The organism is Pseudaquabacterium terrae (assembly GCF_013266755.1).
Classification (GTDB): domain Bacteria; phylum Pseudomonadota; class Gammaproteobacteria; order Burkholderiales; family Burkholderiaceae_C; genus Pseudaquabacterium; species Pseudaquabacterium terrae.
In genome coordinates, this window is sequence record NZ_JABRWJ010000007.1 from 195,177 (window position 1) to 207,896 (window position 12,720).

General features: G+C 70.4%; 12 protein-coding genes. 11 read left to right on the forward strand and 1 reads right to left on the reverse strand.

Going from position 1 to position 12,720, the window contains the following annotated elements:
- The first annotated feature begins 61 nt into the window (after positions 1 to 61).
- Genes HLB44_RS23025 through HLB44_RS23075 form a run of 11 tightly spaced genes read left to right on the forward strand, consistent with a single transcriptional unit; the run spans position 62 to position 11,387 of the window.
- Entirely contained in the window at positions 62 to 646 is a 585-nt protein-coding gene (locus tag HLB44_RS23025; protein WP_173127685.1) for a LysE family translocator, read from the forward strand.
- A 5-nt stretch (positions 647 to 651) separates the two neighbouring features.
- Complete coding sequence (locus HLB44_RS23030) at positions 652 to 2,094, forward strand: aminotransferase-like domain-containing protein (RefSeq protein ID WP_173127688.1); 1,443 nt, start codon at positions 652 to 654, stop codon at positions 2,092 to 2,094.
- Positions 2,095 to 2,120: 26 nt separating this feature from the next.
- A complete protein-coding gene (locus tag HLB44_RS23035; protein WP_173127691.1) occupies positions 2,121 to 2,777 on the forward strand; it encodes a TetR family transcriptional regulator in 657 nt (218 codons plus the stop codon).
- A 52-nt stretch (positions 2,778 to 2,829) separates the two neighbouring features.
- Positions 2,830 to 3,825 (forward strand): Bug family tripartite tricarboxylate transporter substrate binding protein, encoded by a 996-nt coding sequence (locus HLB44_RS23040; protein WP_173127694.1) that lies wholly within the window; start codon positions 2,830 to 2,832, stop codon positions 3,823 to 3,825.
- Positions 3,826 to 3,828: 3 nt separating this feature from the next.
- Positions 3,829 to 4,326, forward strand: coding sequence for a tripartite tricarboxylate transporter TctB family protein (locus tag HLB44_RS23045; protein WP_173127697.1), 498 nt, complete (start codon positions 3,829 to 3,831; stop codon positions 4,324 to 4,326).
- A gap of 18 nt (positions 4,327 to 4,344) precedes the next feature.
- Positions 4,345 to 5,874: a tripartite tricarboxylate transporter permease gene (locus HLB44_RS23050; RefSeq protein WP_173127700.1), complete on the forward strand. Its 1,530-nt coding sequence runs from the start codon at positions 4,345 to 4,347 to the stop codon at positions 5,872 to 5,874.
- Entirely contained in the window at positions 5,871 to 6,710 is an 840-nt protein-coding gene (locus tag HLB44_RS23055) for a sugar phosphate isomerase/epimerase family protein (protein ID WP_173127702.1), read from the forward strand. The genes HLB44_RS23050 and HLB44_RS23055 overlap by 4 nt, the downstream gene beginning before the upstream one ends.
- Entirely contained in the window at positions 6,707 to 8,071 is a 1,365-nt protein-coding gene (locus HLB44_RS23060; RefSeq protein ID WP_173127704.1) for an enolase-like domain-containing protein, read from the forward strand. Before HLB44_RS23055 ends, HLB44_RS23060 begins: the two co-directional genes overlap by 4 nt.
- A gap of 18 nt (positions 8,072 to 8,089) precedes the next feature.
- The gene (locus HLB44_RS23065; protein ID WP_173127707.1) at positions 8,090 to 9,265 is read left to right on the forward strand and encodes a Gfo/Idh/MocA family protein; all 1,176 of its coding nucleotides are present in this window, start codon (positions 8,090 to 8,092) and stop codon (positions 9,263 to 9,265) included.
- Positions 9,262 to 10,503: a dihydrodipicolinate synthase family protein gene (locus HLB44_RS23070; RefSeq protein WP_173127710.1), complete on the forward strand. Its 1,242-nt coding sequence runs from the start codon at positions 9,262 to 9,264 to the stop codon at positions 10,501 to 10,503. Before HLB44_RS23065 ends, HLB44_RS23070 begins: the two co-directional genes overlap by 4 nt.
- Positions 10,503 to 11,387, forward strand: a complete 885-nt coding sequence (locus HLB44_RS23075) for a sugar phosphate isomerase/epimerase family protein (RefSeq protein WP_173127713.1) — start codon at positions 10,503 to 10,505, stop codon at positions 11,385 to 11,387. Before HLB44_RS23070 ends, HLB44_RS23075 begins: the two co-directional genes overlap by 1 nt.
- A 4-nt stretch (positions 11,388 to 11,391) precedes the next feature.
- On the opposite strand, the gene HLB44_RS23080 is transcribed toward HLB44_RS23075, so the two are convergent.
- The gene (locus tag HLB44_RS23080) at positions 11,392 to 12,630 is read right to left on the reverse strand and encodes an MFS transporter (protein WP_173127716.1); all 1,239 of its coding nucleotides are present in this window, start codon (positions 12,628 to 12,630) and stop codon (positions 11,392 to 11,394) included.
- Positions 12,631 to 12,720 lie beyond the last annotated feature (90 nt).

Genomic DNA, 12,720 nt, shown 5'->3' on the forward strand with positions numbered 1-12,720 from the left:
ATCGCGACAGCCGCCCGCTTGTACCTTCACACCGCGCCCACGGGCCGCGACGATGCAGCCCATGACCGAACTGCTGCCCCTCGTGACCTACTCGATCGTGATGTCGAGCACCCCCGGCCCGAACAACCTGATGCTGACCACGTCCGGCGCCAACTTCGGCTTCCGGCGCTCGCTGCCGCACATCCTGGGCATCAGCACCGGCATGCTGGTGCAGACGATGGTGACTTGCCTCGGACTCGGTTCGCTGTTCGCGGCCTTCCCGGTGCTGCACACGGTGCTTCGCTTCGCCGGCGCGGCCTACCTGCTGGTGCTGGCCTGGAAGCTCGCCGGCAGCGCGATCGCAGACGTCTCGCTGGCGCGGCCGCTGACCTTCTGGCAGGCCGCGGCCTTCCAGGCCGTGAATCCGAAGAGCTGGGTCAAGTCGGTCACCATCGCGTCGGTGTTCATGCCGGCGGAGCTCGGCGTGCTGGCCGGCACGGCGCTGGTCACCGCGATCACGGTGGCCATCGGCATGCCCTGCGTCTCGGTGTGGACGCTGTTCGGCGTCGCGATCCGCCGCGTGCTGACCGACGTGCGCCGCCGCCGCGTCTTCAATGTCATCATGGCCGGCAGCCTGATCGCCTTGGCCGTCACCTTCCTGCTCTGACCCGAATGTTCCCGCTCGACCGTGATTCGCCCGTTCCGCTGGCCGACCAGGTCGAGCGCCAGCTGCGCGAATGGATCGAGGCCGGCCGCTGGCCTGCCGGCGCGCGGTTGCCGTCGATCCGCCAGCTCGCCGGGCAGCTCGGCGTCAGCCCGAACACGGTGGTCACTGCCTACGACCGGCTGGTCGCCGCGGCGCTGATCGATTCACGCGCGACGGCCGGCTTCTTCGTCGCCGAAGGCGCGCGCCCGTTGCCCGACGACGTGCTGCTCGATGCCGGCGACGAGCAGGACCCCGTGTGGCTCGCGCAGCAGTCGAACGACCAGCGCGCCGGCGTGTTGTTGGCCAGCAGCGGCGCGCTGCCGGGGCCGTGGCTGGAGGATGCGATCCCCGCGGCGCTGGTGTCGCGCGCGCTCGGCCGCAGTTCCGCCGGCATGGCCACGCGCTGCCCGCCGCAAGGCCTGCCCGAGCTGCGTGAACGCATCGCGACGATGCTGCGCGCGCAAGGCATCGCCGTCGACGCCGGCCGGCTGCTGACCACCGCCGGCGCGACGCATGCGATCGACCTGATCTGCCGCTGCTTCATCCAGCCCGGCGACACCGTGCTGGTCGAGGATCCCGGCTACTTCCTGCTGCTCGGCCGGCTGCAGGACACGGGCGCCCGCATCGTGCCGATCACGCGCCGCCACGACGGCATCGACCTCGAGCAGCTCGAGGCCGCCTGCCGCACGCAGCGCCCGCGCCTGCTGTTCATCCAGAGCGTGCTGCACAACCCGACCGGCTGGGGCAGCACACCGGCCAACCTGCACCGCGTGCTGATGCTGGCGCAGCAGCACGGCTTCCTGATCGCCGAGGACGACGTGCACGGCCATTTCCACCCTGGCGCGCCGATGCGGCTGGCGCAGCTGGCGGGGCTGGACCGCGTCATCTACTTCTCGACCTTCTGCAAGGCGCTGAGCCCGGCCCTGCGCCTGGGTTACCTGGCCGCCGAACCGGCGCTGCTGAAGCCCTTGCTGCGGCAGAAGATCTACTCGCTGCTGACGACGCCGTCGCTGAACGAATTCGTGCTGCTCGAGCTGCTGGCGACGGGCCGCTGGCGCAAGCACCTCGAGCGGCTGCAGCGCAAGCTGGCGGTGGCGCGCACAGCCAGCTCACGCCTGCTGCGACAGGCCGGCGTGCTGCTGGAGCATCCCGGCGAGGGTGGCTTGTTCCTGTGGGGCCAACTGCCGCACGGCATCGACATCGACGGCCTGGTGAAGGACGCCTGGCACAACCGCATCCTGCTCGCCCGCGGCGCGACCTTCAGCGCGCGTGGGGTCGCCGATCCGCACCTGCGCTTCAACGCCGTCTTCGCGCAGCAGCCGCGCCTGTCCGAGTACCTGAGCGAACGCCTCTCGGCGCTGGCGGGCGCCCGTGCCACCTTGGCGCGCGCTGCCCGCACTTCCCACTAATTCACCATCTGGTTAATATCCGCGGCGTGAGCAAAGCCGCCCGCCTGGACATCGACCTGCCGCCGCGCCTGCGCGATGCCGACCGTTCGCAGCAGGCGATCCTGGACGCCGCGCGCGACGAATTCGCGCAGCTCGGCCTGGGCGGCGCCCGCGTCGACCGCATCGCCGAGCGCGCGGCGGTCAACAAGCGCCTGATCTACTACTACTTCGGCAACAAGGACGGGCTGTTCCTCGCGGTGCTGGAGAACACCTACCTGCAGATCCGCGAAGCCGAGCGCCAGCTGCACCTGGCCGACCTGCCGCCGGTCGACGCGGTGCGGCGGCTGACCGAGTTCACCTGGACCTACTACCTCGAGCACCCCGAGTTCATCACGCTGCTCAACAGCGAGAACCTGCACCGCGCAACCCACCTCGAGCAATCGCTGCGCATCCGCGAGATGAACTCGCCGCTGATCCAGACGCTGGGCGAGATCCTCGAGCGGGGCCGGGCGCTGGGGCAGTTCCGCGGCGGCGTGGATCCGGTGCAGCTGTACATCTCGATCGCCGCGCTGGCCTACTTCTACCTGTCGAACCAGCACACGCTGTCGACGATCTTCGGCCGCGACCTGATGACGCCGAAAGCGCGCAGCGAGCGGCTGTCGCACGTCACCGAGGTGATCCTCGGGTATGTCCTGAGGTCGTGAGCATCGATCTGCTCGATATTCACCATTCGGTGAATTAATCGGGAGAAACGTCATGACGCTCCGGATCGCACTCGCCGGCGCGGCGGTCGCACTGTTCGCGACGCCAGCCGCCGCGCAATGGCAACCCGCCAAGCCGATCACCATCATCGTGCCCTGGGCCGCGGGCGGCTCGACCGACCAGGTCACCCGCGTCACCGCGGCCGAGCTGGAGAAGCACATCGGCCAGAAGGTGGTGATCGTCAACCAGCCCGGCGCCTCCGGCTCGATCGGCACCAAGAGTGCGCTCGAGGCACCGAAGGACGGCTACACCTGGGTGGCCGGCGCGGCCAAGGACCTCGGCACCTACAAGGTGCTCGGCATGCTCGACACCAGCGTGCGTGACTGGCACCTGTACCTCAATGTCGCGCACATCGCGGTCGTCGGCGTCAACGCCAACGCGCCGTATAAGACGATGGGCGAGCTGCTCGATGCGATGAAGGCCAAGCCCGGCCAGGTCAGCGTGGCGACCGCCGGCGTCAATTCCAGCGGCCACTCGGCGATAGAGGCGCTGACGCGCGCCGCCGGCGTGACCTACAAGCACGTCACCTACGACGGCGGCAACCCGGCCGTCGTCGCGACGGTCGCCGGCGAGACCGAAGTGACGACGCAGCTTGCCGCCGAGCAGACCGAGATGATCCGCGGCAAGCGCATCCGCCCGCTGGCGGTCGTCGGCGACAAGCCGCTGGTGATCGAGGGCTACGGCACGGTGCCGCCGCTGTCGCAGTTCATTCCCGGCTTCAAGGACCCGATCAACTACTTCGGCATCTTCGTGCCGCGCGGCGTGCCGCCCGAGGTGATCGCCACGCTCGACAAGCTGTGGGCCGGCGACTTCGCGCGCTCCGACGCGGTCAACAAGTACGCGCAGAACCGCGGTGCCATCTTCTCGCCGATGGCGGGCGAGGACGCGCAGAAGGCGGTGTTCCCGGCGATCCAGGCCTATGCGTGGACCCAGCAGGCGGCCGGCAAGGCCAAGGTGTCGCCCGACACCCTGGGCATCCCCAAGCCTTGAGCGATGGCACGGGTCGATCGACCGTGGGGCGCGGGCTGGATCGTGCTGGGCGCGGCGATCACCGCCGGCGCCTGGCGCATCGACCGGCTCGACGCGCAAGGCGTCGCCTGGTTCGCGGCGCCCGGGCTGCTGCCCGGCGTGCTCGGCGTGTTGATCGCGCTGTGCGGGCTGCTGCTGGCGCTGCGGTCCGAGCCAGGCACCTCTGCCACGCCGGATCCGGCCTCGGCCGACGCCGCGCCGATCGCCCTGCCCTGGCGCCGCGTGCTGCTGACCCTCCTGCTGTGCCTGGGCTTCGCGGTCGTGCTGGTGGGCCGCGGCTTGCCCTTCGGCGTCGCCGCCGCGCTGTACCTCTTCACGCACATCGGCTTGCTGCAATGGCATGAACGCGGCGCCGCGGGCCAGCGGCTGCGCGGGCTGCTGGTCGCCGCGGCGATCGCCATCGGCGCCGGACTGGCGGTGCCGTTCGTGTTCGAGCAGCTCTTCCTCGTGCGCCTGCCCTAGCGCGCCATACGAGCGGCCATGCTCGACGGACTCGCCCTGCTCGGCCAATCGCTGCTCGGCTTCGCCGCGCCCTGGCCGATCGTGTACACGCTGGGCGCGACGCTGCTGGGCATCCTCGTCGGCTGCATGCCGGGCCTGTCGGCAACGCTGGCGATCGCGCTGCTGACCACGCTGACGATCAAGATGGCGCCGAACGACGCGATCCTGATCCTCATCTGCGCCTACGTCGGCACGATCTACGGCGGCAGCCGCACCGCCATCCTTCTCAATATCCCTGGCACCGCGGCCAACGCTGCCGCCTGCCTCGACGGCCATGCGCTGGCGCGCCAAGGCCAGGCCGGGCGCGCGATGGGCATCGCGACCACCGGCTCGGTCGTCGGCTCCTTGTTCGGCGTGATCTGCCTGGCACTGCTCACCCCTTCGCTCGGCGAAGTGGCGCTCGCCTTCGGCGCCTTCGAGTTCTTCTGGCTCGCCCTCTTCGGCGTGATGATGTCCGGCTCGATCGCCGGCGCCGATCCGCTCAAGGGCTGGCTGATGGGCTTCCTCGGCCTCTTCGTCACGCTGATCGGCCAGGACGGCATCCACGCCGTCAACCGCTACACCTTCGGCATCAAGGACATCGAGGGCGGCATCTCGCTGATCCCGGCGCTGATCGGTGCCTTCGGCTTCTCCGAAGTGCTGATCGTGCTGTCCGAGCCGGTCAAGCGCGCGGCGATCAATGCCGTCGATTCGGTGCTGCCGCGCTTTCGCGACGTGATCGTGCACTGGAAGACCATCCTGCGCTCGGGCGTGATCGGCGTCTACGTCGGCATCCTGCCCGGCGTCGGCGAGGACATGGCGGCCTGGTCGTCGTATGCGGCCGCGCGCCGCGCCAGCAAGGAGGGTCACCTCTACGGCAAGGGCTCCGTCGAAGGGCTGATCGCCGCCGAGACCGGCGACAACGCGTCGATCCCCGGCGGCATCATCCCGGCGCTGGCGCTGGCGATTCCCGGCTCGGCGCCGTCGGCCGTGCTGATGGCCGCGATGATCATCCACGGCGTGCAGCCGGGCCCGATGCTGATGGTCAACCAGCCGCGCTTCGTCTACGACGTCGTCGCGATGACGCTGCTGGCGACGCTGGCGATGCTGTTCTTCGGCCTCTTTCTCGTGAAACCGTTGCTGGCGATCGTGCGCATCCCGCGCACGGTGATCATGCCGGTGATCTTCGTGCTGTGCAGCGTCGGCTCGTACGCGATCGCGTCGCGGCTCTTCGACCTCTACCTGATGCTCGCGGTCGGCGTGGCGGCCTTCGCGCTGCGCCGCCGCGGCTACCCGATCCCGCCCTTCGTGCTCGGCCTGGTGCTCGGCGACATCCTCGACAAGAGCCTGCGCCGCGGGCTGACACTGTCCGACGGCAACTTCGCCCCCTTCTTCACGCGGCCGATCTGCGCGCTGCTGGCGGCGATCACGCTGTTCACGATGCTGATGTACGTGCCGGCGTTCAACCGGCGCGTGCACGGCGCCTGGGCCTGGCTGCGCGCACGCGTCGGGTGGCGGACGACGGCATGAAGCTCGCGCTGTGCAACGAGGTGCTGCGGCACCTGAGCTTCGAGCAGCAATGCGCACGCGCCGCGGCACTGCGCTGCGACGGGCTCGAGCTGGCGCCGTTCACGCTGGCCGAGGATCCCCGCACGCTGACGACCGATGCCGCGCGCCGGCTGCGCGACACCGCCGCAGCGCACGGACTGACCATCAGCAGCCTGCACTGGCTGCTGGCGCAGCCGGCCGGCTGGTCCCTGTCGACGCCCGACACCGCGCAGCAGGCGCGCACCGTCGACTTCCTGCGCCACCTGATCGACTTCGCCGCCGCGTGCGGCGCGCAGGTGCTGGTGCACGGTTCGCCGGCCCAACGCGCGCCGGCGCCCGGCCAGAGCGTTGCCGATGCGCTGTCGCGCTGCGAGGCCGCCTGGGCCGCGCTGGCGCCGCATGCGCAAGCCGCCGGCATCACCTACTGCATCGAACCCTTGTCCCCGGCCGAGACGCCGGTGTTGAACACGCTGGCCGAAGCGGTCGCGCTGGTCGAGCGCATCGGCTCGCCGGCGATGAAGACGATGCTCGACCTGAGCGCCGCCGCGCAGGCTGAAGCCGACGACGCGGCGACGCTGCTGCGGCGCCACCTGCCCAGCGGCCACATCGCCCACGTGCAGCTCAACGACCGCAACCGCCGCGGCCCGGGCCAGGGCCAGACGCCGGTCGCGCCGGTGCTGGCCGCGCTGCGTGCGCTGAACTACCGCGGCTGGATCGCCATCGAGCCCTTCGACTACCAGCCCGATGCGGAGAACTGTGCCGCGTACTCCTGCGGTTATGCGCGCGCGCTGCTCGACGCGCTGGAGGGCCGCTCATGAACGTCGTGGCGTTGAAGCCGCTGCGCATCGATCTGTTCGAACGCCCGGTGCAGCTGCGGCTCCCGTTCCGCTTCGGCGCGGCGACGCTGCACCATTGCCAGCAGGCGTTCGTGCGCGTCGAGTGCCAGGCGTACGGCAGGACCGTTGTCGGCGCCACCGCCGAGCTGATGGTGCCGAAGTGGTTCGACAAGTCGCGCGAACGCTCGAACGATCAGAACGTCGAAGACCTGCGCGAGGCCTTGCGCTTCGCGCGCGCCGCCTACCTCGGTGCGGCGGGCGCGCGATCACCATGGCAGTTCAGCCATCAACAAGGCACCGAGGCCATCGAGCACGGCGTCGCGCGCGGCCTGCCGCGGCTGGTGGCGCAGTTCGGCGTCGCGCAGCTCGACAAGGCGCTCGCCGATGCCGCGCTGCGCACCACGGCGCTGGGCCTGGCCGAGGGGCTCGCACGTGGCCTGTTCGGCGACCCGTGGTCCGGTGGCCTGGTGCTGCAGCAACCGCAGCGCATCGTGCTGCGCCACACCGTCGGCCTGCTCGACCGGCTGGTTTCCGACGATGCCGGCACCGATCCGCAGGACGGATTGCCCGCGACGCTGCAGGACGCCATCCGCGCCCACGGCCTGACGCACTTCAAGCTCAAGCTCTGCGGCGAGCGTGACGCCGACATCGATCGGCTGACGCGCATCGCGGCGCTGCTCGACGCCGAGGTGCGCGGCGAGTGGCACGTGACGCTCGACGGCAACGAGAACTTCAGCTCGGCCGAGGTGCTGGCAGCGTTCTGGCAGGCACTGCTCGCCGCGCCGGCGCTCACGCGCCTGGTCGAGCGCACGCTGCTGCTCGAACAGCCCCTGCCGCGCAAGCTCGCGTTGCAGCAGCGCGTCGATACCCTGGGCATCGGCGTGCCGCTGATCCTCGACGAATCCGACGATGCCTACGGCGTGTTCGAACGCGGCCTCGCGCTCGGCTACCGCGGCATCTCGAGCAAGGCGTGCAAGGGCCTGTACCGCTCGCTGCACAGCGCCGCGCTGGTGGCGCGCGACCCGGCACATCGGCTGCTGTCCGGTGAAGACCTCACGTGCCAGGCCGGCCTCGCCGTGCAGCAGGACACGCTGCTCGCCGCGACGCTCGGCGTCACGCACATCGAGCGCAACGGTCACCACTACGTCGACGGTTTCGGCAGCGCGCCGGCGGCGGAAGCCGAAGCCTTCGCGCGCGCCCACCCGGCGCTCTACGAGACCGCAGCGAACGGCCGGCCGCGCCTGGCGGTGCACGACGGCGCGCTGTCGCTGCGTTCGCTGCACGGCCCCGGCTTTGCGACGACCGCCGAACCCGACTGGTCCTCGCTGACTCCTATCGCCTGAACACCACGGAGGCTCTTGATGCCCACCCACCGCCTCGGCCTGATCATGCATGGTGTCACCGGCCGCATGGGCCTGAACCAGCACCTCGTGCGCTCGATCGTCGCGATCCGCGAACAAGGCGGCGTCGCGCTCGCCAACGGCGACCGCGTGATGCCGGACCCGATCCTGATTGGCCGCAACGCCGAGAAGATCGCCGCCATCGCCCGTGAGCATGGCATCGCGCGCCATGGCACCGACCTGGCGGCGGCGCTCGCCAATCCGAACGACACGCTGTTCTTCGACGCCGGCACGACGCAGATGCGGCCGGCGCTGCTGGCGCAGGCGATCGCCGCCGGCAAGCATGTCTACTGCGAGAAGCCGATCGCCACCACGCTGACCGAGGCGCTCGAGGTCTGCCACCTCGCGCGCTCGGCCGGCATCAAGCACGGCGCGGTGCAGGACAAGCTGTTCCTGCCGGGCCTGCGCAAGCTCGATTTCCTGCGCCGGGCCGGCTTCTTCGGCCGCTTGCTCGCGGTGCGCATCGAGTTCGGCTACTGGGTCTTCGAAGGTGATCTGCAGCCGATGCAGCGCCCGAGCTGGAACTACCGCGCCGAGGACGGCGGCGGCATCATCCTCGACATGCTGTGCCACTGGCGCTACGTGCTGGACAACCTGTTCGGCGAGGTGCAGGCGGTGTCCTGCCTCGGCGCGACGCACATTCCGCAGCGCTGGGACGAGGCCGGCCAGCCCTATGCCGCCACCGCTGACGATGCATGTTATGCCACCTTCCAGCTGAAGGGCCACGGTGGCGAGCCGGTGATCGCGCAGGTCAACAGCTCGTGGGCGACGCGCGTGCGGCGTGAGGACCTGGTGACCTTTCACGTCGACGGCACGCAGGGTTCCGCGGTGGCCGGACTGACCGACTGCCACGTGCAGTCGCGGGTGACGACGCCGCGGCCGGTGTGGAACCCGGATGTCAGGCAGCCGATGCGCTTTCACGAGCAGTGGCAACCGGTGCCCGACACGCAGCCGAACGAGAACGGCTTCAAGCTGCAGTGGGAAGCCTTCATCCGGCACCTGGCCGACGATGCGCCCTACCGCTGGACCCTGGTCGAGGGCGCCAAGGGCGTGCAGCTCGTCGAGGCGGCGCTGCAGAGCTGGCGCGAGCGGCGCTGGGTCGACGTGCCGGCGCTGTCGTTGCAGGGGGGGCGATGAGCATCCGAATCCGCCTGCCGGCCGCCGACGGGACCTTGCAGTCCTATCGATTGAAAGGCGCGTTGCCGATCGAGCCGGCCGCAATACCTTCCTTCAACCGCATCGCCTACTCCGCCGCCCACGTCGTCGCCGATCCGCGCGCCGCGGTCGACCCCTGGCTGCAGTGCGCGCTCGACTGGGACGCGACGATCGGCTACCGACGCCACCTGTGGTCGCTGGGCCTCGGCGTTGCCGAGGCGATGGACACGGCGCAGCGCGGCATGGGGCTCGACTGGCCGACCTCGCTCGAGCTGATCCGGCGCTCGATCGACGCCGCGCGCGATGTGCCCGGCGCGCTGCTCGCCTGCGGCTGCGGCACCGATCAGCTGGCGCCGCAGGATGCGGCGACGCTCGACGACGTGATCCGCGCCTACGAGGAGCAGATGGCGGCGATCGAGGCGCTCGGCGGCCGCTTGATCGTGATGGCCAGCCGCGCGCTCGCCCGCATCGCGCGCGGGCCGGACGACTACCAGCGCGTCTACGGCCGGCTGCTGTCCCAGGCCCGCGCACCGGTGATCCTGCACTGGCTCGGTGACATGTTCGATCCGGCGCTGGCCGGCTACTGGGGATCGCACGACATCCCGCAGGCGATGGCCACGGCGCTCGGTGTCATCGACGCGCACGCCGCGAAGGTCGACGGCATCAAGATCTCGCTGCTTCACAAGGAGCACGAGATCACGATGCGCCGCCACCTGCCGCCGGGCGTGCGCATGTACACCGGCGACGACTTCAACTACCCGGAGCTGATCGCCGGCGACGCGGCCGGCCACAGCGATGCGCTGCTAGGCATCTTCGACGCCATCGCGCCGGCGGCGAGCGCGGCGCTCGGCGCGCTGGCGGCCGGCGATGCGGAACGCTTTCACGCCATCCTCGCGCCGACGCTGCCCCTGTCGCGCCACGTCTTCCAGGCGCCGACACGCTTCTACAAGACCGGCGTCGTCTTCATGGCCTGGCTCAATGGCCACCAGTCGCACTTCACGATGGTCGGCGGGCAGCAGAGCGCGCGCTCGCTGCTGCACTTCGCGGAACTGTTCCGGCTCGCCGATGCAGCCGGGCTGCTGATCGACCCGGGCCTGGCCTGCCGGCGCATGCGGACGCTGCTGGCGCTGCACGGTATGGATGACGGCCCCCAGCTCACTTCGTTCGCGGCCCCCGAGGGGGCGCAGGCCTCCCTTGAGACGGCTCGGCGAGAGGCCTGATGCGCGACTTCTCGAACGATCACCGCTGGCTGTCGATCAACACCGCGACGGTGCGGCGCCAGCGCGGCGTCGACTGGCCGCTGCTCGAGATCCTCGACGCCTGCGCCGCGCGCGGCATCCCTGCAGTCTCGCCATGGCGCGACCAGGTCGCCGCGGCCGGCCTCGATGCCACGGCGCGCAGCCTGCGCGGCCATGGCATCGAACTGTCGGGCTACTGCCGCGGCGGCATGTTCACGTACAGCGATGCCGCGTCACGCCAGGCGGTGCGCGATGACAACCGGCGCGCGCTCGACGAGGCCTGCACGCTGAACGCGCCGTGCCTGGTACTCGTCGTCGGCGGGCTGCCCGGCGCGCTGTCGGGAAAACCGGCGCACCGCGACATCGCCGGCGCGCGCGAGCAGGTGGCCGAGGGCATTGCCGCGCTGCTCGACGATGCTCGGCCACGCGGCATGCCGCTGGCGATCGAACCCTTGCATCCGATGTACGCGGCCGAACGGGCCTGCGTCAATACGCTGCGCCAGGCATTGGACCTGTGTGACCAGTTGGATCCGGCTCACGACGACGGCCCCCCCGCGCTCGGCGTGGCCGTCGACGTCTACCACGTCTGGTGGGACCCCGAGTTGCAGCAGCAGATCGAACGCGCCGGCCGGCGCCGGCTGCTCGCCTTCCACGTCAGCGACTGGCTGGTGCCGACCACCGACATGCTGAACGACCGCGGGATGATGGGCGACGGTGTGATTCACCTGCCGCGGCTGCGCGGTTGGGTCGAGGACGCTGGCTTTGCGGGTTATTCGGAAGTCGAGCTGTTCTCGAACCGCTGGTGGCAGCACGACGGTGGCGAGGTGCTCGACACCTGCATCGCGCGCCACCGCAGCGCTGTCTGAGCGGTCAGGCGCTGGCCGACACCGGCCGCGGCGCGGCCGGGCCGAAACGCCGCACGTTGAAGGCACTGGCAATCAGCACCAGCTGCAGCAGCGCAAGGCCGATCAGCACGCCCTGGAATGCATGGCCGTCCATCAATCGGCCGAAGACCAGCGGCGTCAACGCCTGGCCGATGTCGAGCCCGGAGTAGACGACGCCGTACACGCGGCCCGTGGCGCCCTCGGGCGTCGAGCGCTTGACCAGCAGGTCGCGCGACGGCCCGGCGATGCCGGCGGCCGCGCCCATCGCGCCGAACAGCACCGGCACGGCCAGTGCCGGCACGTTGCCCAGGCCGAGCGTCAGCGCCACCGCCGCAGCAATGCCGAAGCCGATGCCGACGATGCGCTCGCAGCGCGCCGGATCGGTGGCCAGGAAGCCGCCCGCCACCATGCCCGCGGCGCTGCAGACCATGTAGACCGACAGGCAGGCCGCGGCCAGGTGCACCGGCACGCCGTGCAGCTGGCGCGCCGCTTCCGGCGCATACGTCTGCACGACGCTCAAGGCGCCGGCATAGAACAGGAAGAAGCCGAAGCACATCCACACCGCCGGCAGGCGCAGGAAGTCGAAGCTGCCTTCCGCGGCATGCGCCGACCCTGCCGCCGGTGCCGCCGGCAGGTGCTGCAGCCGATCACGCTGCCACCACAGCGCGGCCAGCACGATGAACGCCACCGCCGCGGCGCAGAACAGGGCCGTGCGCCAGCCCCAGGCGAGCGCCACCGGCACCATCAGCGCCGGCGCCAGCGCCCAGCCCAGGCTGCCGGTGATGCCGTGCACGCTGTAGGCATGGCCGAGGCGCGACTTGTGCACCTTGGCGTTCAGCAGCGTGTAGTCGACCGGATGGAACACGCCGTTGCCGATGCCGGCGATCACCGAGCACAGGGCCAGCGCCGCATAACTCGGTGCCAGCGCGTAGCCCACGGCGGCCAGGCCGATCAGCGCCAGGCCGCCCATCAGCACCGGGCGGGGACCGAACCGGTCGACGACGAAGCCGGACAGCGTCTGCACCGCGCAGGAAACGATGAAGAAGATCGTCAGCAGCAGGCCGAGCTGTGTGTAGTTGACTGCGAAGGCGTCTTTCAGCCACGGGAACAGCGGCGGCAGCAGCAACTGACTGAAGTGGCTGACGCCATGGGCAAGACCGACGAGGCCGATGACGGCGGCGTCCTGGCGCAGATTCGGAACCGGAGGAGCAGCGAGCGAGCTCATTCTTCGACAAGGAAAGGAAGACAGCCCCGATCGTAGGCAGTGGCGCGGCGGCCGGATTACGATATGCGGTCAACTTCTGTCGAGAACCGG